At 63.1% G+C, this 24529-nt stretch carries 28 protein-coding genes; 13 read left to right on the forward strand and 15 right to left on the reverse strand.

The genetic code is table 11. From position 1 onward, the window contains the following. The first annotated feature begins 2 nt into the window (after positions 1-2). The 3 genes from aguB to ACO77H_RS08670 are packed head-to-tail and all read left to right on the forward strand — an operon-like array spanning position 3 to position 3128. A complete protein-coding gene (aguB, locus tag ACO77H_RS08660) occupies positions 3-911 on the forward strand; it encodes an N-carbamoylputrescine amidase (protein WP_432755283.1) in 909 nt (302 codons plus the stop codon). A gap of 1 nt (position 912) precedes the next feature. Continuing rightward, on the forward strand, positions 913-1998 hold the full coding sequence (locus ACO77H_RS08665) for an extracellular solute-binding protein (RefSeq protein ID WP_432755284.1): 1086 nt from the start codon (positions 913-915) through the stop codon (positions 1996-1998). Between the two features lie 20 nt (positions 1999-2018). Then, positions 2019-3128, forward strand: coding sequence for an agmatine deiminase family protein (locus ACO77H_RS08670; RefSeq protein WP_170043417.1), 1110 nt, complete (start codon positions 2019-2021; stop codon positions 3126-3128). Here ACO77H_RS08670 and ACO77H_RS08675 read toward each other — a convergent pair. The 3 genes from ACO77H_RS08675 to ACO77H_RS08685 form a co-directional block, all read right to left on the reverse strand. Continuing rightward, a complete protein-coding gene (locus ACO77H_RS08675) occupies positions 3125-4186 on the reverse strand; it encodes a YkvI family membrane protein (RefSeq protein WP_169953367.1) in 1062 nt (353 codons plus the stop codon). The genes ACO77H_RS08670 and ACO77H_RS08675 overlap by 4 nt on opposite strands. Before the next feature lie 116 nt (positions 4187-4302). After that, positions 4303-4689, reverse strand: a complete 387-nt coding sequence (locus ACO77H_RS08680) for a RidA family protein (protein ID WP_432755285.1) — start codon at positions 4687-4689, stop codon at positions 4303-4305. 27 nt (positions 4690-4716) lie between these two features. Then, the gene (locus ACO77H_RS08685) at positions 4717-5853 is read right to left on the reverse strand and encodes an NAD(P)/FAD-dependent oxidoreductase (RefSeq protein WP_170043420.1); all 1137 of its coding nucleotides are present in this window, start codon (positions 5851-5853) and stop codon (positions 4717-4719) included. A gap of 142 nt (positions 5854-5995) precedes the next feature. Between ACO77H_RS08685 and ACO77H_RS08690 the strand changes: the two genes are divergently transcribed. Next, positions 5996-6613: a helix-turn-helix domain-containing protein gene (locus tag ACO77H_RS08690; protein WP_432755286.1), complete on the forward strand. Its 618-nt coding sequence runs from the start codon at positions 5996-5998 to the stop codon at positions 6611-6613. Here ACO77H_RS08690 and ACO77H_RS08695 read toward each other — a convergent pair. Both ACO77H_RS08695 and ACO77H_RS08700 read right to left on the reverse strand, forming a co-directional pair. Further along, the gene (locus tag ACO77H_RS08695; protein ID WP_432755287.1) at positions 6607-7044 is read right to left on the reverse strand and encodes an N-acetyltransferase; all 438 of its coding nucleotides are present in this window, start codon (positions 7042-7044) and stop codon (positions 6607-6609) included. The genes ACO77H_RS08690 and ACO77H_RS08695 overlap by 7 nt on opposite strands. A 20-nt stretch (positions 7045-7064) precedes the next feature. Further along, positions 7065-7727, reverse strand: a complete 663-nt coding sequence (locus tag ACO77H_RS08700) for an ArsR/SmtB family transcription factor (protein ID WP_169953377.1) — start codon at positions 7725-7727, stop codon at positions 7065-7067. Between the two features lie 111 nt (positions 7728-7838). On the opposite strand from ACO77H_RS08700, the gene ACO77H_RS08705 reads away from it, so the two are divergent. Beyond that, positions 7839-8339: a DUF2938 domain-containing protein gene (locus ACO77H_RS08705; protein ID WP_346266495.1), complete on the forward strand. Its 501-nt coding sequence runs from the start codon at positions 7839-7841 to the stop codon at positions 8337-8339. Here the strand turns inward: ACO77H_RS08705 and ACO77H_RS08710 are convergent. The 4 genes from ACO77H_RS08710 to soxR form a co-directional block, all read right to left on the reverse strand. After that, positions 8320-10179 (reverse strand): DUF3857 domain-containing transglutaminase family protein, encoded by a 1860-nt coding sequence (locus tag ACO77H_RS08710; protein WP_432755288.1) that lies wholly within the window; start codon positions 10177-10179, stop codon positions 8320-8322. The two genes, ACO77H_RS08705 and ACO77H_RS08710, sit on opposite strands and share 20 nt — an antisense overlap. A 112-nt stretch (positions 10180-10291) precedes the next feature. Further along, positions 10292-11185, reverse strand: coding sequence for a bestrophin family protein (locus ACO77H_RS08715; protein WP_170043423.1), 894 nt, complete (start codon positions 11183-11185; stop codon positions 10292-10294). Between the two features lie 77 nt (positions 11186-11262). Next, a complete protein-coding gene (locus ACO77H_RS08720) occupies positions 11263-12561 on the reverse strand; it encodes an MFS transporter (RefSeq protein WP_432755289.1) in 1299 nt (432 codons plus the stop codon). A 224-nt stretch (positions 12562-12785) separates the two neighbouring features. Next, on the reverse strand, positions 12786-13280 hold the full coding sequence (gene soxR, locus ACO77H_RS08725) for a redox-sensitive transcriptional activator SoxR (RefSeq protein ID WP_169953389.1): 495 nt from the start codon (positions 13278-13280) through the stop codon (positions 12786-12788). 119 nt (positions 13281-13399) lie between these two features. Between soxR and ACO77H_RS08730 the strand changes: the two genes are divergently transcribed. The 5 genes from ACO77H_RS08730 to ACO77H_RS08750 are packed head-to-tail and all read left to right on the forward strand — an operon-like array spanning position 13400 to position 20107. Further along, a complete protein-coding gene (locus tag ACO77H_RS08730; protein WP_170057783.1) occupies positions 13400-14494 on the forward strand; it encodes an efflux RND transporter periplasmic adaptor subunit in 1095 nt (364 codons plus the stop codon). Beyond that, a complete protein-coding gene (locus ACO77H_RS08735; RefSeq protein ID WP_432755290.1) occupies positions 14491-17592 on the forward strand; it encodes a MexW/MexI family multidrug efflux RND transporter permease subunit in 3102 nt (1033 codons plus the stop codon). The genes ACO77H_RS08730 and ACO77H_RS08735 overlap by 4 nt, the downstream gene beginning before the upstream one ends. After that, positions 17589-19046: an efflux transporter outer membrane subunit gene (locus ACO77H_RS08740; protein WP_432755291.1), complete on the forward strand. Its 1458-nt coding sequence runs from the start codon at positions 17589-17591 to the stop codon at positions 19044-19046. Before ACO77H_RS08735 ends, ACO77H_RS08740 begins: the two co-directional genes overlap by 4 nt. Beyond that, on the forward strand, positions 19043-19753 hold the full coding sequence (locus tag ACO77H_RS08745) for a tRNA (adenine(22)-N(1))-methyltransferase TrmK (RefSeq protein WP_170057786.1): 711 nt from the start codon (positions 19043-19045) through the stop codon (positions 19751-19753). Before ACO77H_RS08740 ends, ACO77H_RS08745 begins: the two co-directional genes overlap by 4 nt. A 57-nt stretch (positions 19754-19810) precedes the next feature. Next, the gene (locus ACO77H_RS08750) at positions 19811-20107 is read left to right on the forward strand and encodes a DUF3144 domain-containing protein (RefSeq protein ID WP_170043428.1); all 297 of its coding nucleotides are present in this window, start codon (positions 19811-19813) and stop codon (positions 20105-20107) included. A 40-nt stretch (positions 20108-20147) separates the two neighbouring features. Here the strand turns inward: ACO77H_RS08750 and ACO77H_RS08755 are convergent, their stop codons facing one another. The 6 genes from ACO77H_RS08755 to ACO77H_RS08780 all read right to left on the reverse strand — a co-directional run bounded on the left by ACO77H_RS08755 (position 20148) and on the right by ACO77H_RS08780 (position 23658). Further along, positions 20148-20768, reverse strand: a complete 621-nt coding sequence (locus ACO77H_RS08755) for a LysE family translocator (protein WP_432755292.1) — start codon at positions 20766-20768, stop codon at positions 20148-20150. A 37-nt stretch (positions 20769-20805) separates the two neighbouring features. Then, positions 20806-21336: an AAA family ATPase gene (locus ACO77H_RS08760; protein ID WP_273866837.1), complete on the reverse strand. Its 531-nt coding sequence runs from the start codon at positions 21334-21336 to the stop codon at positions 20806-20808. Positions 21337-21401: 65 nt separating this feature from the next. After that, entirely contained in the window at positions 21402-22028 is a 627-nt protein-coding gene (locus ACO77H_RS08765) for a glutathione S-transferase family protein (RefSeq protein WP_169953401.1), read from the reverse strand. Positions 22029-22096: 68 nt separating this feature from the next. Next, positions 22097-22264 (reverse strand): DUF2986 domain-containing protein, encoded by a 168-nt coding sequence (locus ACO77H_RS08770; protein WP_169953403.1) that lies wholly within the window; start codon positions 22262-22264, stop codon positions 22097-22099. 141 nt (positions 22265-22405) lie between these two features. Beyond that, a complete protein-coding gene (locus tag ACO77H_RS08775) occupies positions 22406-23092 on the reverse strand; it encodes an MOSC domain-containing protein (protein WP_169953404.1) in 687 nt (228 codons plus the stop codon). Beyond that, a complete protein-coding gene (locus ACO77H_RS08780) occupies positions 23089-23658 on the reverse strand; it encodes a MarR family winged helix-turn-helix transcriptional regulator (protein ID WP_432755293.1) in 570 nt (189 codons plus the stop codon). The genes ACO77H_RS08775 and ACO77H_RS08780 overlap by 4 nt, the downstream gene beginning before the upstream one ends. 115 nt (positions 23659-23773) lie before the next feature. Between ACO77H_RS08780 and ACO77H_RS08785 the strand changes: the two genes are divergently transcribed. From ACO77H_RS08785 to ACO77H_RS08795, 3 genes are read left to right on the forward strand one after another with little or no spacing between them, the layout of a single operon-like run. Next, positions 23774-24004 (forward strand): thioredoxin family protein, encoded by a 231-nt coding sequence (locus tag ACO77H_RS08785; protein WP_169953408.1) that lies wholly within the window; start codon positions 23774-23776, stop codon positions 24002-24004. A gap of 16 nt (positions 24005-24020) precedes the next feature. Then, the gene (locus ACO77H_RS08790) at positions 24021-24290 is read left to right on the forward strand and encodes a Rho-binding antiterminator (RefSeq protein ID WP_432755294.1); all 270 of its coding nucleotides are present in this window, start codon (positions 24021-24023) and stop codon (positions 24288-24290) included. Between the two features lie 14 nt (positions 24291-24304). Beyond that, positions 24305-24520 carry a cytoplasmic protein gene (locus tag ACO77H_RS08795; RefSeq protein WP_346266496.1) on the forward strand — a complete coding sequence of 72 codons (216 nt, stop codon included), beginning with the start codon at positions 24305-24307 and terminating at the stop codon, positions 24518-24520. Positions 24521-24529: the final 9 nt, after the last annotated feature.

Below are 24529 nucleotides of genomic sequence, written 5' to 3' on the forward strand. Positions count from 1 at the left end.
CCATGACCTTGCTGACCATCGCCACCACCCAGATGCCCTGCACCTGGGATTTGCCGCACAACCTTGATCAAGCCGAACGGCTGGTGCGTGAAGCGGCCAGCCAGGGCGCCCAGGTCATCCTGCTGCAAGAACTGTTTGCCACGCCGTATTTCTGCATCGAACAGCAACACAAACACCTGGCCTTGGCTGAGGAGTACCGACATAGCGCGGTGCTCAAGCGCTTCGCCGCGCTGGCCGGGGAGCTGGGCGTGGTGCTGCCGTTGAGCTGGTTCGAAAAGGCCGGCAACGCCTACTTCAATTCTCTGAGCGTGGCCGATGCCGACGGGCAACTGCTGGGGGTGTATCGCAAGACCCATATCCCCAACGCCATTGGCTATCAGGAGAAGGAATACTTCAGCCCCGGCGACACTGGCTTCAAGGTCTGGGACACCGCGTTCGGCCGCCTCGGCGTGGGTATCTGCTGGGACCAGTGGTTCCCCGAGACCGCGCGTTGCCTGGCGTTGCTGGGCGCCGAGGTGTTGCTGTTTCCCACCGCCATCGGCTCCGAGCCGGGTTGTGCCAGCCTGGACTCCCGTGATCACTGGCAGATGACCATGCGCGGGCACGCCGCCGCCAATCTGTTGCCGGTGGTGGCGGCCAATCGTGTCGGCCGGGAAGTGGCGACCAGCGACCCGGCCTTGCAGATGGCGTTCTACGGCTCGTCGTTTATCTGCAACCACAAAGGCGCACTGCTGGCCGAGGCCGACCGCGCCAGCAGCGGCGTGCTGCTCCAGTGCCTGGACCTGGCGGCCATGGCCGAAGAGCGCCTGACCTGGGGCATCTACCGCGACCGCCGCCCGGACATGTATGGCGGCTTGCTGACCCAGGACGGTCGCCATCTGCATCCACGCTGGCAGACCCAAGGGGTATGACATGAAGCTGATCCACTGCACCCTGGCCCTGAGCATCGTCATCCCGACGGTACAGGCCGACGAAAAGATCCTGCGCCTGTACAACTGGGCCGACTATTTTGCCGAGGACACCCTGGCTCGCTTTACTGCCGAAACCGGGATCCAGGTGATCTACGACGTGATGGATGGCAGCGAGACCCTGGAGGCCAAGCTGATGGCTGGTGGCAGTGGCTATGACCTGATCTTCCCCGGCGATACGGTGGGCGAGCGCTTGATGCGCGCCGGCAGCCTGCAACCGCTGGATCCGGCGAAACTTGCGGCGCTGGAGGATATCGAACCAGGCCTGCAACAACTGCGCAGTCATTACCGCGCGTCCAATCAGGCCACAGTGCCCTACACCTGGGGCACGATTGGCCTGACCTATAACGCCGAGCAAATCCTACAGCGCATGCCGAATGCGCCGGTCAATAGCCTGGACCTGTTGTTCAAGCCGGAACTGGCGCGCCAATTTGCCGATTGCGGCATTTCGCTGATCGACTCGCCCGACGAAGTACTGGCCGTCGCGCTGATCTACCTGGGGCGCGAACCGCGCAGTGCCAAGCCCGAAGACCTGGCCGCGGCCAGCGCCCTGTTGCTCAAGCTGCGGCCATACATCCGCAAGTTCCAGTCGCAGCCGGTGACTGACCTGGTCAATGGCAACCTGTGCCTGTCCCTGGGCTACAGCGGCGACATGACCCAGGCGCAACGGGCGGCGGATGCGGCGGGTAAAAAGGCGCGCTTCCAATACCACATCCCCCGCGAGGGCACGACGGTATGGATGGACACCATGGCCATCCCCGTGGATGCGCGGCATCCGGAATATGCCTACGCGTTTATCAACTTTGTCATGCGCCCGGAGAACATGGCGGCCATCAGCAATTTCACCGGCTACCCCACGGCCAATGCCAAGGCCCGCGCCAGCGTGGATCCGGCCATGGGCAGCAACCCGGACATTTACCCGGACGACGCCACCTTCAAGCGACTGGTGGCCGGCCAGGATATTCCCCAGGCCGATATGCGCGCACGCATGCGGGTTTGGACTAAATTCAAGACGGCCGTCGGTCAATGACGGCACCTACAGAGGTACACATGAGCACACGTCGCCAATTCATCAAACAGGCCGCTGTGGTGGCCAGCCTGGGCGCCGCCGCCTCCATGGGGCTGCCCGTGCAGGCGGCACTCCTGGGCCGCTGGTTCATGCCCGACGAGGGTGAGAAACACCAGCGTGCCTTTATCGCCTTCGGCGCCCAGGAGGCGATTCACCAGGACTTTACCCCCGCTGTGCAGGACGCCCTGGGCCGTATCGCCCGGGCGATTGCCGCGTACGAGCCGGTCACGGTGTTCTGCCGCGAAGAAGAGCGTGAGTTGGCCGAAGAAAAATGCGGCACCCGCAACATCACCTTCGTGCACACCGAACTGGATGACATCTGGATGCGTGACACCGGCGCCAACTTTGTCGTGGATGATAATGGCCAGTTGGGCGCGGTGGACTTCAACTTCAACGGCTGGGGCAACAAGCAGCAGCACGCCGACGATGCCGAACTGGCGGCTCACGTTGCCGAGCTGGCAGGCGCCACCTATATCCGCAGCGAACTGGTGGGCGAGGGCGGTGCCATCGAAGTGGACGGCCACGGCACCGGGATCATGACCGAAAGCAGTTGGATCAATAGCAACCGCAACCCCGGCTGGAGCAAGGCCGACGTCGAGGCCGAACTGAAGAGCCGGCTGGGCTTGCGCAAGATCATCTGGTTGCCGGGCATCAAGGGCAAGGACATTACCGACGCCCATGTCGACTTTTACGCACGCTTTGTCTCGCCGGGCGTGGTCATCGCCAACCTGGACACCGACCCCGAGTCCTACGACCACCAGGTGACCTTGGCCCACCTGGATATTCTCAAGCAGGCCACCGATGCCGATGGCCGGCCGTTGCAAATACACACCGTATCGCCGCCGCTCAACCCGCGCAGCAACCGTTTCAGCCGTGACAATCCGGACTACGCCGCCGGCTACATCAACTACTTCGTGATCAATGGCGCCGTGATCGCCCCGCAGTTTGGCGACAAGGCCGCCGACCGCAAGGCATTCGACCTGCTGTCCCGGCTCTATCCGGGACGCAAGGTGGTGCAGCTGGATATCGACGCCATTGCGGCCGGCGGTGGTGGCATTCACTGCGTGACCAGCCATCAGCCTTGGGTTTAGCTTGTGGCCCCGGCCAGGCGCCCGAGGCGCAACCAGCCAATCAACACGGCCGCGATCAGCAAGAAACCCAGGTAGCCAAACAGCGGGTAAACCTGGCCGACCAGGCTGATAAAACCGATCAGGCTGCCGGCAAAGGCCAGTGTGGCAAAGGCCGCCGAACCGACCCGGAATGTACGGGTGCCGGGTGGCAGCAGGCGGGCCGAGAAGGAGTACAAAGTGCCGACGGCGGTATTGAGGATCATCAGGAAGATAATCACCGCCATCAGCAGCCCGAGCGCCGGCGAGACTTCGCTGGCGATGGACAGCATCGGCATCGGCAGATCCGCCACGCTGTCCAGGCGCGACAACAACCCCAGGCTCATGACCAGCATCAGCAGGCCCAATATGGCACCGCCGAGAATTCCGCCCCAGACCGCCTGTTTTTCGCTTTTCGCCGCGCCGCCCATGATTGCCAGGATCGGTACGCCGGCCACAATGTTGTAGGACACGTACAGCAATGCGCCGAGCAGCCAATGGCTGGCGCCGGCACTCTGGCGGGCGGCCAGTTGGTCCAGCTCAGGGAAGCTCAGGCCTCGGGTGGCAACGCCGTACAGCGCCACGCCGACTGCCGTGAGGATCAAGAACGGGGTGACCGAGCCGATCAGGCCGATGACCTTGTGCACGTCCAGGCACACAATAACGATCACCACCAGGGTGACCGCCACGCTGCCCAGGGTGGCCGGGATGCCGAACTGCTGTTCCAGTAATGCGCCGCCGCCCGCGAGCATCACCACCGTTACCGCAAACATGAAAAAGGTGATCATCAGGTCGACCAGCACCCCCAGGTGCCGCCCGCACAACGCATACACCACATCTTTATGGGAGGTGGCGCGCAGGCGGTTTCCCATGCCCGCCAGCGCCATCCCAAGGAAGGTGAACAACGCCGCGCTGAGCACTGCGCCGAGCAATCCCCATACGCCGAAATCGACGAACATCAGCAACAGTTCCCGACCCGAGGCGAACCCCGCACCAACGATCACGCCGACAAATGCACCGGCAATCTTCAGACTCTCTTTCATGACGACTTCCCTTGAATTGTTTTTGTTAAGGGGCGTGCGAGCTTGCTTGTGAAACACCGCAGGCGTAACGCGCAGTCCTTGAACCAACGCGTTGCCTTGAGGTTTGTGGCGAACTATCAGCGGGTAGGCGGGCCGACCCAGGCCTGGACTTCGATTTCTACATCGACCCCCAGCGCCAGTTGCGTACCACCCACCGTGGAGCGCACCGGGAAACCCTGCTTGAAGTAGCGTGCGTACACCTCGTTGAAACCGGCGAAATACTGCATATCTGATAACCACACCGTGGCCTTCACCACCTGGTCAAACCCGGCACCGCATTCGGCCAGGGTTTCGCCGATGCGGCTCATGACGGCTTCGGTTTGCAGTTGGATATCACCGCGTACCACTTCGCCCTTTGGGTCCATGGGTACTTGCCCGGAGAGGTACAGCAGATCGCCCGCCCGAATGGCTTTGGAGAACGGGTAGGGCAGGTGGCTGGGATAACGCTGGAGACTTTCTGACATGACAAGGAACCTCGGCAGAGGGAATGATCAGCGCAAGCGGGCCGCAGCCAGGCGCTGTGGTTCTACGCCCTGGCGCCGCAGCGCTTCAGGCAAGGGTTGATCGAGCAATAGGGCGCAGGCCAGTTGCGAGACGCCTGCCGCCGACTGGATGCCATAACCGCCCTGGGCGGCAAGCCAGAAGAAGCCTTCACACTGTTCGTCCCAGCCGACCACCAGGTCGCCATCGGCCACGAAGGAGCGCAGGCCGGCCCAGCTGTGGCGTGGCCGTCGAATGCTCAGGGAAGTGGCGGCTTCGATGTGATAAATCCCGGTGGCAACATCCAGCTCTTCGGGCATCACGTCCTGTGGCGGGACCGGGTCGGCGTTGGCCGGTGAGCCCAGCAGTTGGCCGGCGTCGGGTTTGAAGTAGAAGCTTTCATCGATACCGATAACGGCGGGCCAGCGTGAAAAGTCGACGCCCTCGGGGCCATCGAAGGTGAATGCGGTACGGCGGCACGCTTGCAAGCCGACCGGTGCTACGCCGCATAGCTGTGCAACCTGGTCGGCCCAGGCGCCAGCGGCGTTGACCAGGTTACGTGCGCGCATTTGCCGACCGTCGGCCAATGTCAGCAGCCAGTAACGGCCCTGGCGGGTGGCGCCACTCAACTGCGCGTTGCACTGCAAGACCCCACCGGCACGGCGCATCGCCCGCAGGAAACCCTGGTGTAGCGCATGCACATCCAGGTCACGGGCCTCGGTTTCAAGCATGGCACCGGCGATCGCCTCCGGGCGCAGGCAAGGCACCAGTGACAGCGCCTGTTCGCGATCGATCAGCGACACATTGGCTGCGGTAGCCAAGTGGCTGTCGAAGGTTTTTTTCAGCAATGGCTGCTGTTCGTGATTGGCAACATACAGGCAGCCGCGAGGCTCCAGCAGTGCGTGCTCGGTAAAGTCTGCCGGTGGTTGCTCGTAGAAGGCCCGGCTGGCGCGGGTCAGCGCTTGAATCTGCGGGGTGCCGTAGGTTTCCATGAACATGGCGGCAGAACGGCCAGTGGCGTGATAACCCGGCTGGCTCTCACGCTCGAGCACCACCACACTGGCCTCACTTGCCAGGCGATAGGCCAGTGAAGCGCCTGCAATGCCCCCGCCGATAATGGCGAAATCGAAACAATCGCGGTCCTGCATGCCTGAGTACCTTCTGTGTGCGAATGGGTTTTTCTCGTTTTTGATAATTCTCACATAAGAGAAATGTAGGGTATGAGAATTTCCCAGTCAAGCCTTCCTCGTGGGTTAATATTCCGGGCTTGGTCCACGACAGAGAGTCAGCATGAGTTCCGATCAGACAGCGCCCGCTTCGTGTTCCACGGCCCATCCGCTGATAGATCGCAGCCAGGTAGGCGCCCGCCTGCGGGGAATCCGCAAAAACCAGCAGATGACGCTCAAGCAATTGTCTGAGCGTTCGGGCGTGGCGCTGTCGACCTTGTCGAAGATGGAACTGGCGCAGGTATCGGTGAGCTACGAAAAACTGGCGGCGGCGGCGCGGGCGCTGGGCGTGGATATTGCGCAGTTATTCATCCCGGAAACGACCGCGCCCAACCAGGTCCAGCCCACCGTGGTCAGCACCGCCATAGATAGCGCGGCGGGCTACAGCACGGGCAATTATGACTATCACCCGATGGCCGGGGACTTCCCCGGGCGGCGCATGACGCCGATGTACGCACGCATCTTCGCCCGTGAACTGACCCAGTTTGACGACTACATCCGCCACCCCGGCCAGGAGTTCGCGGTGGTGCTGTCCGGACGGGTGCGGATTCAATTCGAAACGGGCGAGTCCATCAGCATTGGCTGTCGCGAAACCGCTTATTTCAATAGCGGTATCGGCCATATCTACCTCGCCGAAAGCGAGGCGGACGCTGAAGTGATGGTGGTGATGACGGATTACTGAGGTGTGCTGGCGACGCTGCTCATCCAGTATTGCGCTTGGCCGCTGTGCTCATCGATCTCCTCATGGGTGACCACAAACCCTTGTGACAGGTAGAACTGGTAACTGGCGCTGTTGTTTTTATAAACCGCCAAGGTCAGTACGGGCCGCTGCTTCCTGGCGTGCGCCACCAGCTGTTTGCCGAGGCCCTGGCCCTGGCAGTCGGGGGCGACAAACAGCGCGGCCATCTGCTGCTCGAGCAACGAGTAAAACCCCACCACGGTCGATTGACGCTCAATGACGAAGGTCTGGGATGCAGGGAGGTAAAGGTTGCGCATGTTCTCGACCTGCGACTGCCAGAAGGCGGCGTCGATAAAGTCGTGGGCTATGAGCGAGGCATCCAGCCAGATCTGCAGGACGCAATCGAGGTCTTTGGGGTCAAGGGGTCTGATCATTTTTTAAGTCTTGCGATGGGTTATTCGACGCTCAGGCCGGCCGCTTTCCAGTCGTCAAACCCGGCGCGCAGCCGGCGTGCGGGCAAGCCATGGGCGTGCAAGGTGTTGATGGCATCGGTGGACAGCACGCAATAAGGCCCGCGGCAGTAGGCGACCACGTGCTTGCCTTTGGGCAGCTCTGCCAAACGCTGTTGCAGGGCCTCAGCCGGGATGTTGAGCGCGCCTGGCAAGTGCCCTGAAGCGAACTCGTCTTCGGGGCGCACATCCAGTAGCACCACGCTCTGGCTTTGCATCTGCAGCAGCAACTCCTCGATGGATATACCCTCCAGGCGGTCACGTCGCGACAGGCTATCGAGGGCTACCTCGCGTATCTCGGCATGCTGGAACGCCAGGTAGCCACGCAATGCTTCCAGCAAAGGCGCCACCGGACCGGCCCCCAGGCTGTACAGCACCCGTTTGCCATCACGGCGCGTCTGCACGATGCCCGCGCGCTTGAGTTGCTGCAAATGCTGCGAAGCATTGGCCACAGACACGCCGGACAGTTGCGCCAGTTGTTCGACAGAGCGCTCCTCCTGGGCAATGTGTTCAAGCAGCGCCAGGCGATGGGCGTGGCCCAGGGTCCGGGCAATGTCGGCCAGGGCGATGAAGTGATCGGCGGGGAATAAGGGGCTTGACGGTTTCATGGCAAAGATCCTAGCATCGGCCAAACATTCAATCAATTAATTGAATGTTTTTTTGCTGGCGCTTCAGCACCGCTGCTGCGCTCACCGCCAATGGTCAAAGGGAGTAGGGACGTGCTTGAGTTTGTTGGGTTTTCGGTGTTTATCGGGGCCGGTGCGACCCTGGTCATGGATCTTTGGGCGTTGTTGCTCAAGCGCTGCCTTGGCATGCCGTCCCTGGATTTTTCCATGGTCGGTCGTTGGGTCGGCCACCTGCCGCGTGGGCGCTGGATGCATGCCGGTATCGCCCAATCATCACCCGTGCCGGGGGAGGGGCTGCTGGGTTGGGTCACCCATTACCTGATCGGGGTGTTCTTTGCGGCGTTGCTGCTGTTGATGGTGGGTCTTGAATGGGCGCGACAGCCTACGTTGCTGCCGGCCCTGACCTTCGGTGTGCTATCGGTGGTCGCGCCGTTCTTCATCTTGCAACCGGCGATGGGTGCCGGCATCGCAGCGTCCAGAACCCCCAGGCCCAATACTGCGCGGTTGCGCAGCACGGTGGCCCATGGGGTGTTTGGGGTGGGTCTGTATCTGGCCGCCTGGGCGCTGCTCCTGCTTACAGGGTCTGCACGATGATCTGGCTCTTGAGGTCGTTGACCATGCTTTCGATCACCGGCTTCATCGCCTTGAAGTCCTCGGGGCTGCACACCGTATTGGCATGGGCGAACTTGAAGTGGCGGGTGATCAGCACCGTGTTGCCTTCCTTGGCGTAGGTGGCCTGGTAGTCAAAGCCGGCCTGTTGCAGGGACTGCGGCTTGGGCACGGCGAGCACGGTGACTTCCTTGGGGAACTCGAAACGGGCCTGCTCCTGGGTTTCTCCGGAGAGGCAACCGAAGCCTTGGGTGCGGTCTTTCTCGGAGGCGAAGGCAAACACGTTCTGCGCAATGCCGCCGACCAGGCTGCTGAGCGCTGGCACGCCGGTGGGGCCTGGCAGGTTGACCAGGTTGTCGGTGCGCCCTTCAAGGGTGTTCTTGAACGGGTTGACTTCATCCTGCAGGGAGTCGCTTTTGAACGTGCCCTGGCCCGTTTGCCCGTACCAGCCGAGGACGTTGCGGATCATCGAGTCGCGGTCAGCCGGTTTCATCGCATTGAGCAGGTAGCGATTGAACTCCGAGCCCCAGCCTTCCACGGTGGTGGCATGCACAAAGTCCGCCGCGCCGTTGCTGTCGACCTTGAATAGCAGGTCGTTGGTGACCTTGCCGGTTTGCGCGGCCGGGGTCTTGGCCAATTCGCCGGACTGCGTCAGCAGTACTGGCTTGCCCAGCACCGGGATCGGCAGGTAGCCGGCGGCGATGGCCGTGGCGGTGGAGTCCAGGTACAGATCCAGGGCCGGCACATACGTGATCGCATGGTTGAGCACGCCCAGGGTGGGTACTTTGGCCAGGGTGTAGCTGTTACCCAGGTTGACCAGCACCGGCGAACTCTCGATCGCTACTGCGCGCAGCATGGCTTCCAGCAGGGCCACATGGTCCTTGCAGTCGCCATAGCGGTTGTCCAGCACGGCCTGGGCTGGATGCGGTACTACGCCGCCAGCGCCGACATACACCGCGACATAACGAATGTTCTTACGCACCCAGTCGCTCAGGGCCAGGGCTTTGCTGCGCGGGGTGCTCAGGTTGGCCGTAAGTTGCTTGGCCAGCGCGGCAATGGCCGGCGTCACTTCGACCTGCGCCCTGGCCTCATAGGCCTGGGCGAAGTCCTTGTAGCTGGCGAACGTCGAGACCGCGAGGAATTGGCCGTAATCGACATAGGACACGGCGCCGTTTTCCATGCGCGCTTTTTCCTGCGGTACGTAGTCCCAACGGTACACCTTGCGCCCGGCTGCCGCGGCCGGGGTGCTGGCCTTGAAGCCCCGGGCATCGACGAACAGCGGCTTGTCGGCTGGCAAGTCGTAGCTCAGGCTCAACTGCTCGGCATCGTAGAAGTCCGGCACGAAGAAGTCTTCGAACTGCTGCGGGAACAGCGCCGTAGTGCGCTGGCGCTGGTAGCGCAGGACCAGCCGGTCACCGACCGCCACCTCTGGAAAAATCACCACCTTGACCCGCGAGTCCTGGAACATCGGCGCCTGGGAAGAGGCAGTTTCCTGCTGCTCCTTGATCTGTTCGGCGCCCACCTTCACCTTGCGGCCATCGGGTTTCTGGGTGAAGGCTTGCAGCACTTCGAGGTTTTCCAGGGAGCGGTTGTAGCTCAGCGAACGTTGCGCGTTGTGCTTGATCGCCCGTTCTTCGTTGATCCGCGTGACCAGCTCGATGGTCTGGACGAAACTGCCATCGGCATTGATCACGTAGGACTGTTGGTTTTTTTCGAAGGTGGCCGAGTGGTCGGTTTCATCGGTAGCGGCCTGGGCCGTCAGTGAACAGACAGCCAAAAACAGTGCGCCCAGCAGGCGCACAGAGGGCAGGTAAAAGCCTTGCATAGAGATCCTTCTGACTAATGCGACGCTCACTCGGCGGGGAAGAGCGCGGTGTGATAAACGAATCGTTTAATGCGACGCATTATTATATAGATGCCCGAAAAATGCAGGCTTTTTAGTGGCCCCTGCGAACATCCCCCAACGAATCACGCTGCATCGACTGCAGGTTTTTCTCGATGGTTTCGCAGATGGCTTCGGTCTGGATCTGGTGTTCGCTGGAGCGAAACGGGCTTTGCAGGTCAGTGCCGATACGTTCGATGGCCAGCAGCATAAACCCCACCACCGTCGATGCCAGCGGGGTGAACCAGCCCAGGGACTCCACCAGCCCCACCGGCACGATCAGGCAGAACAGCGAGATAAACAGCCGTGGAAAATACACATACGGGTAGGGCAGTGGCGTATTGGCAATGCGCTCCATGCCGCCCTGGCTGTTGGACAAGTCCACCATGGTTGATTCGAGCCGCGCCAGGCGAATACTGTCCAGGCGCCCGGCCTTGTACTCGCGCGCCAGCAGGGCGGCGGAGCCGGTCAGGATGTCGTTGGCAAAGTTGTTGGTAGCACCGTTGCGCGCAAACTCATCCCCAGGAATAAACGCCCGCACTTCCTCCGGGCACGGCTCGCCCCGCAGGTGCGCCGCCAGGCAGTTCACATAGGCCACGTGGCGGCGCAGCAGGGTCGACTTGATCGGGTTGACCTCGCTGCCTGGGTCATCGAGCAACGTCAGCACCTGCCGCGCAAAGCTGCGCGAATTGTTGACCATCGCGCCCCACAGCGTGCGCGCTTCCCACCAGCGGTTGTAGGCGCTGGTGTTACGAAAACTGATCAGCACCACCAGCGCTGAACCGAGCAGCGTCAGGGGCATCAGCGGTAGGTTGATCTTCGCGTTGAGAAACAGCATGAAGTCCACGGTGACCGCAATGTCCCAAAGCAGCAGCCAGAACAGTGCCCAGCCGACATAACCCATGGTCTTGATAATCAGGCGGTACTTTTTGACGATGGCAGCTTTCAAACACAAACCTCCGAGCGGGCGAAAAGCATCAGTGCCCTAGCTCGGACGGTGTTTGCGCAAGAAAGGTTCGCCGCGCCTTACGCGTCGTGCAGGGAAATGCGCGAGGTCTCCGGCAAGGCCAGGCCCCCGGCCAGCGCGAGCAGGGCCACGGCAATCAGGTAAAACGCCGGTGACAGGTTGCTGCCGGTGGTGCTGATCAGCCACGTCGCCACTAGTGGCGCAGTGCCGCCAAAGATCGTGTAGGCCATGTTGTAGGTAATCGCCGAGGCGGTGTAGCGCGTGCGGGTCGGGAACGTTTCCGAGAGCAGGGCCGCCGTGACCACGCCGCACAACACCGCGCCCACCGCCAGCAGCATCACGCCGACGATGGACGCGGCGAACGAGCCGGAACTGGCCATCAGGAACGAGGGATACACCACCATCATCAACAGCCCGCAGGCGGTCATCACCGTGACGCGCCGCCCGACGCGGTCGGAATACCAGCCGGCCAGCGGGCACATTGCCGCAGCGAAGATCAGTGCAATCAGCGACACCAGCAACGCCGTCGCCCGGCTCAGGCCACCGGCCACTTGCAGGTACGTGGCAAAGTAGGTGGTGAACATATAAAACGACAGCGCCGTCAGCGACACAAAGGCGCCCAGGCAGCAGATCGCCGCGCCATGGTTGCGCAGGGTTTCCTTGAGCGGCGAATGGGCCACCGCGTGCTCCTGCTTGACCGCCTGGAACGCCGGGGTCTCATCCAGCCGCCAGCGCAGGTACAGGCCAACCAGGCCCAGTGGTGCGGCAATCAGGAACGGCAGGCGCCAGCCCCAGCTGCCCATGGCTTCGGCCGACAGCGAGGCCTCCAACGCATAGGCCACCACCGCCGCCGAGGCGAAGGCGGCAAAGGTCGACACCGGGATAAAGCTGCCGTACCACGCCCGTTTATCGCTGGGCGCGTGTTCCATCAGGTAGGCGCAGGCGCCGGCGTATTCACCGCCGGCGGAAAAGCCCTGGGCGCAGCGGATCAACGACAGCAGGATCGGCGCGGTAACGCCAATCGCGGCATACGTGGGTAGCAGGCCGATCAGGGTGGTGGCCCCGGCCATCAGCAAAATCGTCATCGCCAGGGTGCGCTTGCGGCCGATGCGATCGCCCAGCATGCCGAAAAAAATCCCACCCAGGGGCCGAAAGGCAAAAGCCACGGCAAACACCGCGAACGTCTTGAGCAACGCCGCGCTGGCATCGCCACTGGGGAAAAACTGTTGCGCGATAGTGGTGGCGAGAAAGCCATACACGGCGAAGTCGAACCACTCGACAAAATTGCCGATACCGGCGGCGGCGATGACTTTTCTCAGGATTTGCGGCGGGACCTGTTCGGTAGATACGCGCGTCATGGCGGGGCCTCGGCATTTTGTCAGTAAGCCCTCGATTATCGGGAAAGCGCCCGGGGCGGCTTACTTCAAAAGTGTCATCGGCGTAGTCAGCACCGACCTGGCAAGGCCCTGAAGATCAAATGTGGCTGGCTTGCCAGCGATAGCGGTGGGTCAGCCAACATCAACTCCAGCAATGCCGCCGCCATCGCAGCCTCGCCAAGGCTCGACAGCTCCCACCTTGATCTTCAGGGATTGGATGATTGCATTTCAGATGCGCTAGCGGCGCGCTCGAGGATCCTCGGGCCCGGTCCTTCCTGGCTCAAGGTATCGCCGGGGTTGCGCAACGGGCAGTCGTTAAGCGACAGGCAACCGCAGCCAATACAGTTGTCCAGGCTGTCGCGCAGGGCTTGCAGGGTTCGGATGCGTTCGTTGAGGTTGTCGCGCCAGGCCGAGGACATTTCTGACCATTGCGCGGCGGTCAGTTTGCTGTTCGGCGGATAGCGGCCCAGGGCGCGCTTGATCTCTTCCAGAGGGATGCCGGTACGTTGCGCCACTTTGATAATCGCGATGCTGCGCAGCACCAGCGACGGGAAGCGCCGTTGGTTGCCCGCGTTGCGGGTGCTGGCGATCAAGCCCTTGGACTCGTAGAAGTGCAAGGTGGAGATCGGTACGCCGCTGCGCCTGGCCACCTCGCCGATGGTGAGTGAGCGCACGCCGTCCGGGTGCTTTTCTGCTGCCATGGGGGTTGCCCTCAAGTTAAGTTGAGGTTTTATAGTCCTGCCCGATCTTTGCTGCAACCGCTTTGCGCCTGTGTGGGGTGGAGCGGCAGCGAACACACCACAAATCAGCGGAGCAGGGCATGGGCAGAAGGATGCTAGTGGGCGGGGGCGTGGCAGCGGTAGCGGTGCTGGCCCTGGTTATCACGTTATGGGGCAATCAATCCTCAACCCAGGCAGCAGCGGCGTGGCCGGTAGCCAAGGTGGCGCTGGCCAAGGTGCGCCAGGGCGAGGCGCCTCGCCAGGCCTTTGCCGCCGGGGAACTGGAAGCGGCCAACCAGGTGCAGGTGGCGGCGGAAACCCCAGGGCGGATCACGCGGATCGCGTTCGAGTCCGGGCAAGCGGTCAAGGCCGGGCAGTTGCTGGTGCAGCTCAATGACGCCCCCGAGCAGGCCGACCGTTTGCGCCTGCACGCGCAACTGCGCAATGCCCAGAGCCTGTTCCAGCGCATTCAAAAGCTTGAGGCCGTGAATGTCGCGACCCAGGAGCAACTGGACAACGCCACCGCCGCCCTGGACATGGCCAAGGGCGAGCTGCAACAGGTCGACGCGCGGATTGCGCAAAAAGCCATCCGCGCGCCGTTCGCCGGGCAGTTGGGCATCCGCCGTGTGCATCAAGGCCAATACCTGCAGACCGGCGAAGCCATCGCCAGCCTGGTGGATGCCCAGCGCCTGCACGTGAATTTCGCCCTGAGTGAACAGTCGGCCCCAGGCTTGAGCATCGGCCAGACCGCCGAACTCACGGTGGATGCCTTGCCCGGCCAGCATTTTTCGGCGCAGATCAACGCCATTGACCCGCTGATCGGCCAGTCGCGCTCGGTGCGGGTGCAAGCGACCCTGGCCAACCCCGGCGGGCCGTTGCAGGCCGGCATGTATGCCAGCGTGCGCCTGTCGGCGGTGCAGTCGCCCAGGGTGCTGGTGGTGCCGGAAACGGCCATCACCTATACCGCCTACGGGCAGACCGTGTTTGTCGCCAATGCCGATCCGGCCGGCGCCTTGAGTGTGCGTCGCAGCCAGGTGACCACCGGGGAGCGTTGGCAGGGCGTGGTGGAAGTCACCTCGGGCCTGGCGCTGGACGACCAGGTGGTGGTTTCCGGGCAGCTCAAGCTCAGCGACGGCATGCCCGTCGAAGCGGTCGAGCAAAACACCCTGGACGTTGAAGGGAAACCCGCCTCATGAGCTTCACCGACAGTTTTGTGCGGCGCCCGGTGCTGGCGCTGGTGGTCAGCAGCCTGATCGTCCTCGCCGGCCTGTTTGCCCTCGGCCAGTTGCCGGTACGCCAGTACCCGCTGCTGGAAAGCTCGACCATCACCGTGAGTACCGAGTACCCCGGGGCCTCGGCCGAATTGATGCAAGGCTTCGTCACCCAGCCGATCACCCAGGCCGTGTCGTCGGTAGAGGGCATCGACTACCTGGCGTCGTCGTCGGTCCAGGGGCGCAGCGTGATCACCCTGCGCATGACCCTCAACCGCGATTCGACCCAGGCGCTGGCCGAGACCATGGCCAAGGTCAATCAGGTGCGTTACCGCTTGCCCGACGATGCCTACGACCCGGTGGTCGAGCTGTCGGCCGGCGACTCCACCGCCGTGGCCTACGTGGGGTTTGCCAGTGACACGCTGTCGATTCCCGAGCTCAGCGACTACCTGTCGCGGGTGGTCGAACCGCAGCTGTCCGGGATCGACGGGGTAGCCAAGGTGCAGACCTTCGGCGGGCAGAACCTGGCGATGCGCCTGTGGCTGGACAGTGATCGCATGGCCGGGCGCGGAGTCACCGCCGCCGACGTGGCGCAAGCGGTGCGCCGCAATAACTACCAGGCCACGCCGGGGCAGATCCGTGGCCAGTTCGTGCTGGCCGACATTCACATCGACACCGACCTGACCAGCGTCGAGGCCTTCCGTGACCTGGTGATTCGCAACGATGGCACGGCCCTGGTACGCCTGCGCGATGTCGGCATCGTGGAGCTGGGCGCTGCGGCAACCCAGACCAGCGCCACCATGAATGGCCGCCCGGCGGTGCACCTGGGGTTGTTCCCCACGCCTTCGGGCAACCCCTTGGTGATCGTTGATGGGATCCGCAAACTGCTGCCGCAAATCCAGCAGACCCTGCCACCGGGGGTCAATGTGGCCCTGGCCTACGAGACCGCACGGTTTATCGAGGCGTCCATCGAGGAGGTGCTGCATACCTTGCTCGAGGCCATGCTGATCGTGGTGCTGGTGATCTGGTTGTGCCTGGGCTCGCTGCGCAGCGTGGCGATTCCGGTGCTGGCGATTCCGTTGTCGATGCTCGGCGCAGCAGCCTTGATGCTGCTCTTCGGCTTCAGTCTCAACCTGCTGACCCTGCTGGCGATGGTATTGGCCATCGGCCTGGTGGTGGACGATGCGATTGTGGTGGTGGAAAACGTCCACCGGCATATCGAAGAAGGCCTGACGCCGGTGGCCGCCGCGTTGGTCGGTGCCCGGGAAATCGCCGGGCCGGTGATTGCCATGACTCTGACGCTGGCGGCGGTGTATGCGCCCATCGGCCTGATCGGCGGGCTGACCGGCACGCTGTTCCGCGAATTTGCCCTGACTCTGGCGGGGGCGGTGATTGTCTCGGGCGTGGTCGCCTTGACCCTGTCGCCGGTGATGAGCTCGCTGCTGCTCAAGCCCGGGCAACAGGAAGGGCGCATGGCCAAGTTGGCCGAGCGGGTGTTTGGCGCACTGGTCGCGACCTATGGCCGGGTGTTGGGCTACTCCCTGGCGCGACGCTGGATCAGCGGCGGCGTTGCCGTGCTGGTGTGCCTGAGCCTGCCGTGGTTGTACACGCTACCGCAGCGCGAACTGGCGCCGCCCGAGGACCAGGCGGCGATATTGACCGCAATCAAGTCACCGCAGTACGCCAACCTCGACTACGCGGAACGCTTTGCGAGCAAGCTCAATCGGGTCATGGAAAGCCTGCCGGAAACCACCGACACCTGGATCATCAATGGTACCGACGGGCCGGCGGCCAGTTTCGGCGGGATCAACCTCAGCGCCTGGCAGGCTCGCGAGCGCTCGGCCGAGCAGGTCCAGGCCCAGTTGCAGCAGGCCGTGGGCGAGGTCGAGGGCAGCAGCATCTTTGCCTTCCAAGTGGCGGCGCTACCCGGCTCCAGCGGCGGCCTGCCGGTGCAGATGGTGCTGCGCAGCGCCCAGGACTACCCGGTGCTGTACCAGACCATGGAAACCCTCAAGCAGCGTGCCCGTGACAGCGGCCTGTTTGCCGTGGTCGACAGCGACCTGGACTACAACAACCCGGTGGTCAAAGTCACGGTCGATCGGGCCAAGGCCGCGAGCCTGGGCATTGGCATGCGCGACATCGGCGATTCGCTGGCGGTGCTGGTGGGCGAGCAGTACATCAACCGCTTCGCTTTGTATGGACGCTCTTATGATGTGATTGCGCAAAGCACCGAGGAGCAGCGCCTGACTCCGCAGGCCCTGGCCCGCCAGTATGTGCGCACCGAAGGCGGGCAGTTGATCCCGCTGTCGGCGCTGGTGCACCTGGATATCACGGTGGCGCCGAACCGCTTGCTGCAGTTCGATCAGCAGAACGCCAGCACCTTGCAAGCCATTCCGGCGCCGGGCGTTTCCCAGGGGCAGGCGGTAGCCCTGCTGGAGCAACTGGCCGGCGAACTGCCGCCGGGGTTCAGCCACGACTGGCAGTCCGAGTCGCGCCAATACGTGCAGGAGGGCAGTGCGCTGGTGCTGGCGTTTCTCGCCGCCCTGGTGGTGATTTATCTGGTGCTCGCGGCGCAGTACGAGAGCCTGGTCGATCCGTTGATCATTCTGGTCACCGTGCCCTTGTCCATTTGCGGCGCGTTGATTCCGCTGGCGCTGGGTTGGGCCACGTTGAATATCTACACGCAGATCGGGCTCGTGACCTTGATCGGCCTGATCAGCAAACACGGGATCCTGATGGTGGAGTTCGCCAATGAGCTCCAGGTGCGCGAGAACCTCGACCGCGCCAGCGCGATCATCCGCGCCGCGCAGATCCGTCTGCGGCCAGTGCTGATGACCACGGCGGCGATGACCTTCGGCGTGCTGCCGCTGCTGTTCGCCAACGGTGCCGGGGCCAATAGCCGCTTTGGCCTGGGCGTGGTGATCGTCTGCGGGATGCTGGTTGGCACGTTGTTTACGCTGTTTGTCCTTCCCACTATTTATGCCTGGCTGGCCCGTGATCACCGGGTGCGGGGCCTGCGCCAGCAGCAATTGGCCGATGCCGAGCAGTACCTGGCGCCCGGGCATGTCGAGGTACGCCCATGAAGACGTTTATCCATTACCCACTGTTGCTTGGCGCGTTGGCCGGCCTGGGCGGGTGTTCGGTGGGGCCACACTACCGCGTGCCCGAGATCGCGCCGATTCAACTGGCCAGCCCGCAGGCCCAGGAATTCGCCGGGCCCAAGGTGCAGCCGGTGGCCGCGTGGTGGACTTTTTTCGACGACGCCCAACTGGCGCGCCTGATCGATAGCGCCGTGGCCCACAACCACGATGTGCGCCAGGCGCGCGCAAACCTGCTGCTGGCTCGCGCGTATGTCGACGAGCAAGCGTTGCAGCGCCTGCCCACGGTCACCAGTACGGCGGCGTACCAGCGCAGCCTGGAGCAGCAGGCGGTGACGGGCGCGCGGCCGAGCCGCAGCTTGTCCGAGTCCTGGCGTGCCGGCCTGGACCTGCAATGGGAGCTGGATCTGTTTGGCCGTCTCGATCACTTGAACCGTGCCGCGCAATCCCGTGCCGAGGCTTCGCAGGCTGACCTTGAGCAGGTGCAATTGAGTATTGCCGCGCAAGTGGCCCATGCCTATTACGCGGCGCAGGGCCAGCGCGAACAACTACGGTTGGCACAGGATGCGGTGCGCAGTTGGCAAGAGACGGTGGCCCTGACCGAGGCGCAAAGCCAGGCCGGCAGTGGCTTGCCTGAAGAGTTGGAGAGCGCCCGCGGCAATGCGCTGCGCGCCCAGGCGGCGATTGCGCCGCTGCAAAGCCAACTGCAACGCAGCCTGTACCGCTTGCAGGTGTTGGCGGGGCAGCGGCCGGGCAGTTTTAGCGTCGACCTCGACGCCCTGGCGCCGGGGCCTGTAGCGCGGCAATTGCCGTTGGGAGATGTCGACCAGTTGATTCGCAATCGACCGGACGTGGTGCAGGCCGAGCGGCTGCTGGCGGCACGTGTCGAGGATGTGGGCGCGGCGACTGCCGACCTGTACCCGCGCTTGAACCTGGGTGGGTTTGTCGGTTTTTTCGCCTTGCGCGACGGTGACCTGGGCAGTGCATCCCGGGCATTCGAGCTGACCCCAGGCCTGACCTGGCCGGCACTCAACCTGGGCACCGTGCGTGCGCGCCTGCGGGGCGCCCAGGCGCTATCGCAGCGCGAGACCGCGCACTTTGAACAGGTGCTGCTGGTGGCCGTGGAAGAAGTGGAGGGTGCCATCACCCAACTGGCCGAGCATCAGCGACACCTGCTCAACCTGGTGCAATCGGCACGGCATGCCGAAGCTGCACTGGACATCGCCCAGCGACGTTATGGCGCGGGTTCCGGCAGTTACCTGTCGGTGCAGCAAAGCCTGCGCGACCTGCTCAACCTGCGCCAGGCCATTGCCCAGGCGCAGGCTGCGTCCTATGGCAATGCGGTGGACCTGTACAAGGCACTGGCCTGGCGGGCGCCGAGGCTTTACCCTGCGGCCCTCAGCGAGGCCAACGGTGCCTTGAAAAGGAACAGCAGTTGAACCACAACACATTGTCCAAGCGCCTGGAGCGCGTGGCGGCGCAGGTGCCAGCCGGTGCGCGCCTGGCCGATATCGGCTCGGATCACGCCTACCTGCCGGTAGCGTTGATGAACCGCGGCGCGATTGTCGCGGCAGTGGCCGGCGAGGTGGCGTTGACGCCATTTCGCGCGGCCCAGCGCACCGTGTGCGACAACGGCCACGAACTGCACATCCACGTGCGCCTGGCCGATGGCCTGGCGGCTATCGAACCGGCCGACCTGCTCGACGCGGTGAGTATCTGCGGCATGGGCGGCGAGACCATCCGCGACATCCTCGAGCGCGGCAAGGCGCATCTCAGCGGCCGGGAACGCCTGATCCTGCAACCCAACGGCGGCGAACAACCGTTGCGTGTGTGGCTGATGGACAACGGCTACCGCATCCTTTGCGAGGAGTTGCTGCGGGAAAACCGCTTCGACTACGAAATCATCGTCGCCGAGCGCAGCGGGCCGGTGAGCTACAGCGCCGAGCAACTGTACTTCGGCCCCTTGCAGATGCAGGCGCGCAGCCCGGCCTTCCTGGCCAAGTGGCAGCGCCTGCTGCGCTACAAACAACGCACCTTGGGCCAGCTCGCCGAGGCGCGACAGGCGCTGCCCGAACAGAAAGTGCAGGAACTGGCGCAAGAGGTGCGCTGGATTACCCAGTTGCTGGAGGCGACGCACCCGGTCTAGGGTCATGCCTGCGGTAAATATTTTGATGACACCCTTATCCCATCCAGGTGCTCCACCATGCCAGACGCTACAGACCAAGCCTTTTATGACCGTGCCGACGCGCACATCGAGCTGTCGAACGAGCAACTCAAAACCCTCGAGAACCTGGGCCAGGTCAGCGCCTCGATGATGTTCGGCACCACACGTTTCAACGCCTGGGCGAGTGCGCGCAACTTCAAGTCCGGCGCCGAGATGGCCGAGGCGCGAGAAGCGATGCTCAAGTACTTTTGTGAGCAGTACCGGATGATGCTCGAAGACAATCTGGATGATCACATCAACAACTTCAGCCAGTACATGACGGCCCCGAAGCCGTAGTGATCCCCAGCGCCCAGCTGGATCTTTGTCCAAGCCCTGATTAGCGTTTGCTCAATGCCAGGCGGGCCGCGAACAGCACAAAGAGCAGGCCGGTGCTGCGGTCCATCCAGGTGATCACCTTGCCCCGGCGCAGCACTGCGGCCAGTGGCTGGGTGGCGCCGATCAGGGTCAAGGACCATGCCAGGCCGAGCACCACATGGATGCTCACCAGGCCGAATGTCCAGGCGATCAACGAATGGCCCTGGGGAATGAACTGCGGCAGGAACGACACATAGAAAATCCCGATCTTGGGGTTGAGCACATTGCCCAGCATACCTTTCAAGAACCAGCGGGTGCCGGGTGTGGCATGGGCGTCGCCGACCGTCAGGGAAGTACGTGGGCGCAGCAGCATATTCAGCCCCAGCCAGGCCAGGTAAGCGGCGCCGCAGTACTTCAACAGGTTGAACGCCAGCTCCGATACTGCGATCAACGCCCCCAAGCCAAAGGCCACCGCCGCACCCCATAAGAAACAGCCCGCATTGATCCCCAGCGCCGCGCGCAATGCTTTCTGCTTGCCCTCCACCGTGGCGGTACGCAACACCAGCGCGGTGTCGAGCCCGGGAGTGAGGGTCAGTAGGGTGGCGGCGAGGGTAAAGGCGAGCAGATTATCGGCGATGGACATGGGGCGGGTGCCTGCACAGTGGGCCTGGGGCACGTTATCACACGCCGATGGCAAGGCCAGGCAAGCGGTCGAGAAAATCTGCCACCTGCCGGTTACCGCGCAAATGCACTGTCGGAACATCCGGCCCCACTGCCAGGCGCATCGCCTCGATACCCGGCCGATAGCCGCGATCAAAATTCCATACAAAGTCCAGAAACGTCAGGAACTCCCGGTCGAGCTTGTCGGTACACCCCACGGGCCGATCCGCGCGAGGGCGTTTCATGGCGCTGCGTATCAGTACCCGGGTGAAACAGGTGAGTCGCGGTGTATCCAGCCAGATGATCAGGTCGGCACGGGGCAGGCGCAGGTCGAAGGTGCGTCGGGCGTAGTTGCCTTCACACACCCAGGTGTCCGACGCGACGGCTTCGCGTACCCGTGTGCGGAATTGTTCGGCGTCGGTCTCGACCCAGTTGGGTTCCCAGAACAGGGTGTCCAGGTGCACGACGGGCAGGCCGAGGCGCTGGCCAAGGGCGCGGGCGAGGGTGGATTTGCCGCTGCCGGCGTTGCCCAGAATTACAATCCGTTGCATGGGGACGTCCCGAAAAAAGCCGGCAATTATGCCGGCTCTGGAAGAGGAGTCAAACGCCCGGTGATTTACTGGGCAAACGCGTATTCCCCACCCTTCTCCAGCGCCTTGCGATAGGCCGGCCGGGCCTGGAACCGCTGGACCCACGCGGCCAGGTTCGGGTACGCCGGCAACTTGCCCTGGGCCTTGGCGATTTCGCCGATAAAGCTCATCTGGATATCCGCGCCGCTCAGTTCCTCGCCCAGCAGGTATGGCGACTGCGCCAGGGCGTCGTTCAGGTAACCCAGGTAGTTGGCCAGTTCCGATTCGATCCGCGGGTGCAAAGGCGCGCCGGCTTCACCCAGGCGGCCGACGTACAGGTTGAGCATCAGCGGCAGCATGGCCGAGCCTTCGGCAAAGTGCAGCCATTGCACGTAGCTGTCGTAGGCAGCGGTGGCCGGGTCGGGTTGCAGGCGGCCCTGGCCATGGCGGCGGATCAGGTAGTCGACAATGGCGCCAGACTCGATCACCACGCGGGTGCCGTCTTCAAGCACCGGCGATTTGCCCAATGCGTTGATCGCCTTGAGCTCTGGTGGGGCGAGGTTGGTCTTTGGGTCGCGCTGGTAGAGCTTGAGCGCGTAGGGCAGGCCGAGTTCTTCGAGCAGCCAGAGAATGCGCTGCGAGCGTGAGTTGTTGAGGTGGTGAACAATCATCATGGGAAGCTCCGCCGGGCGAGAGTGGGTGTCTGTAAGCAGACTGCTGCGCCGGCGTAGAGTGCCCTGAATCAGCTGGGCGTGTCAGAGGAAATCGGCGCGTCCTGAGCGGGCTCGGTCTCCAGTTTCAGGCGATCGGCCTTGCTGATGTACTTCTCTTTGCTTTTGGGGGCCAGTTTGGCATTGGCCTTTTTGGCGTTGGCTTTCAATATCTGATTGAGTTTCTTACGACGGTTCATGCTTTCTACTCAGCGCGTTAATGCCTGGATGATATCAGCTCAACCCCCAGTAGGCGCCGGCTTTGCGGCGAAAAACCTGGGCATCTGCCGGGTTGTTCGCACAATCTGGCGGGGTAGCAGCACTCGCTCCCGCGCCGCGCTTCAACCCAACAGGCGGGGCCCCCAGTCTTCGGTCATGCCTTTTTCCAGGCGCCGCTCCAGCGTGCGCCGCCATGACGGGACCAACGGCAGCGCCAGGCATTCGCGCAACAGTTCGCTCTCCATTCGCTTGTCGAACAGCACAGCGGACAAGCGTGCCAATGACCAGTCGGCAAATTGCCGCTCGACCAGTTGCAGGCTGTCGCCGGCGCTCACCACACCTTCCTCCAGCACCCGGTAGTACCAGCCGGTGCGGCCCGACTGCTGCACGCGCAGGGCCAGTTCGGCCACGGCGAAGCGGTCGCTGAGTTTCCAGCACGGCATACGCCCCTGGGACACCTCAAGCAACGCTGTCCCGGCCCGGATGCGATCGCCCAGGCATACGTCATGCTCGCTCCAGCCGGTGGTGCTGAAGTTCTCGCCAAAGGCTCCCGGCTGGGCGAGCAATGGATGGGCCCCCAATTCCTCGGCCCAGCGGGCGTAATGCTCGAGTGGGTAGTGGTGGATGGCTTTTTCTACTCCGCCATGGATGCGCAGGTCGCCCTGTTCGTCGCCACTGAGGCCCAGGGTGGCGACCTTCAGGGGGCCGGGTCGCGGCTGTTTGTCGATGGCGCTGCGGGAACCGGGCCGGGTGAAAGGCTGCGCACGCCCGGTGAGCAGGGTGTCGAGGCGAATCGTGGTCAGGCTCATGCAGGCACCTGCGGGGTTTGATGTTCACGACAGATCAGCGCGGCATCGCTCGGCGCCAGGGGTTCCTGGGTCAGGCCGCAGAACGGCAGATCGTCGACGTGCTGATGGAAACGGCAGGTGCGGCACAGGCCAAAGCTGGGCACGTCCGCGCTGCGCTGCACTTCGCGCAGCAACTCGCCAAGCAGTGTCTGCAGTTGCCCGCCGCGCGCGCCCATGCGTGCCTCACCGGCGGCGAGGAAGTCCGGCGGCAACAATGCGTCCAGCAGGCCGCGCGCCGTGTCCGTCAACTGCAGATGCACGCTGCGCTTGTCGTGCACATCCTGGGTTTTGACGATCAGCCCCTTGGCCTCCAGCGCCTTGAGTGACTGCGACACTGTGCCTTTGGTCAGGCCCAAATAGTCAGTCACGCCCAACGGCGTATTGGAGTAGCGGTTGCAGCGCGAAAGGTACATCAGCGCGCTCAACTGGATGGGTTGCAAATCGGCCAGCAACGGGTGCTGGCGGAACCAGATGCGGCTGAGGCTGGCAAGCCGTTCAAGCAGATCGAAAAGGGTTGTGTCGGACATGAGTCACTCCTGTCGACATATAGTATCGATTAAATACTATATTGACAAATACCGACGCGCGGGTAATTCTTGGTTAGGTATCGAATCGATACCAACTCAATGAAGGAGACGCAAAATGTCTAACGCACGCTTCTACCACGCTGGTTGCTCCGTCTGTATTTCCGCTGAGCAGACCTTGCTCAACCTGCTGGACCCGGCACTCAAGGTCGAGGTCGTCCACCTTGGCCAACAACCCCAGCGCATTGGCGAAGCCGAACTGGCCGGGGTCAAGTCAGTCCCTGCGTTTGTTCACGACGGCCAGGTGTTGCACCTGAATTTCGGTGCGTCCATCGATGACCTGAAATAAGGCGCTGGAAAACATCATGAACGCGTATCAGCCCCTGAACCGCGATGTGCACGACTACCTGGAGATCGCCTGCATGCACCGTTACCGCCTGCAGGTAGAACTGATCGACGGGCGCAGCTTCGTCGCCAGGGCGCTGACTACGCGAACTGCGGCGAGCAAGGAAGAGTTTTTGCTGCTGGCCCGCGACAGTGGCCAGTGTGAGGTGCGACTTGACCAATTGCTGGCCATTTCCCCGCTTGGCCTTAACGTCAGTTTTGGCCGCATTGAACGTGTGAGAACAGAATGAATAGATACCGACTCATGATTAGTAGCAACGACAGGCTGCTGGGGCATTTCGAATCCGCCACCCCGTGGGCGCACGACGCCGCGCAGGAAATCGCGCGGTGCCTGGCGGCTGCAGGGTACGGCCTTGAACTGCTGGTCGCCGATAGCGAGCGCCGGCTGCTTGAAAGCGGTCCGGATGGGGTGCGAGTGCTGCACAGCGAACCGATTTTCAAGAGCGCGACCTTGCCCTAGGCAAGCCGG

Origin of the sequence: Pseudomonas sp. WMBT8 (genome assembly GCF_050916005.1) — a bacterium.
Classification (GTDB): domain Bacteria; phylum Pseudomonadota; class Gammaproteobacteria; order Pseudomonadales; family Pseudomonadaceae; genus Aquipseudomonas.

Excerpts from the sequence above, each read along its gene's own strand:
- ACO77H_RS08775 (WP_169953404.1), bottom strand. The coding sequence starts at position 23,092 with ATGAGCCTGACCACGATTCGCCTCGACACCCTGCTCACCGGGCGTGCG.
- ACO77H_RS08695 (WP_432755287.1), bottom strand. The coding sequence starts at position 7,044 with ATGATCAGACCCCTTGACCCCAAAGACCTCGATTGCGTCCTGCAGATC.
- ACO77H_RS08720 (WP_432755289.1), bottom strand. The coding sequence starts at position 12,561 with ATGACGCGCGTATCTACCGAACAGGTCCCGCCGCAAATCCTGAGAAAA.
- ACO77H_RS08735 (WP_432755290.1), top strand. The coding sequence starts at position 14,491 with ATGAGCTTCACCGACAGTTTTGTGCGGCGCCCGGTGCTGGCGCTGGTG.
- ACO77H_RS08730 (WP_170057783.1), top strand. The coding sequence starts at position 13,400 with ATGGGCAGAAGGATGCTAGTGGGCGGGGGCGTGGCAGCGGTAGCGGTG.
- soxR (WP_169953389.1), bottom strand. The coding sequence starts at position 13,280 with ATGGCAGCAGAAAAGCACCCGGACGGCGTGCGCTCACTCACCATCGGC.
- aguB (WP_432755283.1), top strand. The coding sequence starts at position 3 with ATGACCTTGCTGACCATCGCCACCACCCAGATGCCCTGCACCTGGGAT.
- ACO77H_RS08700 (WP_169953377.1), bottom strand. The coding sequence starts at position 7,727 with ATGAAACCGTCAAGCCCCTTATTCCCCGCCGATCACTTCATCGCCCTG.
- ACO77H_RS08670 (WP_170043417.1), top strand. The coding sequence starts at position 2,019 with ATGAGCACACGTCGCCAATTCATCAAACAGGCCGCTGTGGTGGCCAGC.
- ACO77H_RS08760 (WP_273866837.1), bottom strand. The coding sequence starts at position 21,336 with ATGCAACGGATTGTAATTCTGGGCAACGCCGGCAGCGGCAAATCCACC.
- ACO77H_RS08770 (WP_169953403.1), bottom strand. The coding sequence starts at position 22,264 with ATGAACCGTCGTAAGAAACTCAATCAGATATTGAAAGCCAACGCCAAA.
- ACO77H_RS08790 (WP_432755294.1), top strand. The coding sequence starts at position 24,021 with ATGAACGCGTATCAGCCCCTGAACCGCGATGTGCACGACTACCTGGAG.
- ACO77H_RS08710 (WP_432755288.1), bottom strand. The coding sequence starts at position 10,179 with ATGCAAGGCTTTTACCTGCCCTCTGTGCGCCTGCTGGGCGCACTGTTT.
- ACO77H_RS08785 (WP_169953408.1), top strand. The coding sequence starts at position 23,774 with ATGTCTAACGCACGCTTCTACCACGCTGGTTGCTCCGTCTGTATTTCC.
- ACO77H_RS08755 (WP_432755292.1), bottom strand. The coding sequence starts at position 20,768 with ATGTCCATCGCCGATAATCTGCTCGCCTTTACCCTCGCCGCCACCCTA.
- ACO77H_RS08795 (WP_346266496.1), top strand. The coding sequence starts at position 24,305 with ATGATTAGTAGCAACGACAGGCTGCTGGGGCATTTCGAATCCGCCACC.
- ACO77H_RS08665 (WP_432755284.1), top strand. The coding sequence starts at position 913 with ATGAAGCTGATCCACTGCACCCTGGCCCTGAGCATCGTCATCCCGACG.
- ACO77H_RS08780 (WP_432755293.1), bottom strand. The coding sequence starts at position 23,658 with ATGTCCGACACAACCCTTTTCGATCTGCTTGAACGGCTTGCCAGCCTC.
- ACO77H_RS08750 (WP_170043428.1), top strand. The coding sequence starts at position 19,811 with ATGCCAGACGCTACAGACCAAGCCTTTTATGACCGTGCCGACGCGCAC.
- ACO77H_RS08685 (WP_170043420.1), bottom strand. The coding sequence starts at position 5,853 with ATGCAGGACCGCGATTGTTTCGATTTCGCCATTATCGGCGGGGGCATT.
- ACO77H_RS08690 (WP_432755286.1), top strand. The coding sequence starts at position 5,996 with ATGAGTTCCGATCAGACAGCGCCCGCTTCGTGTTCCACGGCCCATCCG.
- ACO77H_RS08680 (WP_432755285.1), bottom strand. The coding sequence starts at position 4,689 with ATGTCAGAAAGTCTCCAGCGTTATCCCAGCCACCTGCCCTACCCGTTC.
- ACO77H_RS08740 (WP_432755291.1), top strand. The coding sequence starts at position 17,589 with ATGAAGACGTTTATCCATTACCCACTGTTGCTTGGCGCGTTGGCCGGC.
- ACO77H_RS08765 (WP_169953401.1), bottom strand. The coding sequence starts at position 22,028 with ATGATGATTGTTCACCACCTCAACAACTCACGCTCGCAGCGCATTCTC.
- ACO77H_RS08675 (WP_169953367.1), bottom strand. The coding sequence starts at position 4,186 with ATGAAAGAGAGTCTGAAGATTGCCGGTGCATTTGTCGGCGTGATCGTT.